Raw genomic sequence first — 680 nt, forward strand, 5'->3', positions numbered from 1 at the left:
GCCTTTTCCGTGTACGGATCGAGCTTGGCCGACATCAGTTCCACACGGCCATACGGCGACCACATCCAGGTGTCATGGCGCATCTCGATGCCGCCGACCAGCGCACCGAACACCTGCTTGCCGTCGCGCTCGCCCGTGGCGAAACCGCTGCCATCGGCGAGGTAGCGCGAAGCGTCGTATTGCAAGGTGCCGTAGCCGAGCACGCCGTCGAGGAAGACACCCTTGCTCGGACGCAGGCTGCCATACACGGCCGCCACGGCGCTGTCGGCCGTGCTGCGGCTGCCGTTCTGGCCCACGTCGCTGCGGTCATGGCTGAAACCGGCGCCCACGCCCAGGGTCACCAGGTCGCTGAGGCGGTAATCGCCGCCCACGCTCACGCCGTTGGTGCGGAAACGGAAGCCCGTGTCGCGGCCATTCACATAGTGCTGGCCGAAGTCGACCGCGCCACCGAGCCACAGCGCTAACGCCTGCTTCTGCGTGTCGGGCTTTTGCGGCATGTCCGGCAAGCCGCTGGTGGCGCCGCTGACATCGGCCTGCTGCCGTTCATCGCTGCTGAAACCAGCGCCTGGCTGGCGCAAGGCCGCCTTGCGCATGAACGGTTTGACGGCCGTGCCGAACACGCGGTCCGCTTCATCCGCCTGCCAGCGCGCCAGCGCCGCCGTCGGATTGCCGCTGTCGTT

Annotated in this window: 1 protein-coding gene; it reads right to left on the reverse strand. The window is 67.8% G+C overall.

The window, feature by feature from the left end; all coding sequences use genetic code 11:
* On the reverse strand, window positions 1–680 hold a 680-nt coding region (locus SKZ59_RS28130), incomplete at both ends, for an autotransporter outer membrane beta-barrel domain-containing protein (protein ID WP_319993605.1).

Origin of the sequence: Janthinobacterium sp. GMG2 (assembly GCF_033949445.1) — a bacterium.
Lineage (GTDB): Bacteria > Pseudomonadota > Gammaproteobacteria > Burkholderiales > Burkholderiaceae_D > Janthinobacterium > Janthinobacterium aestuarii.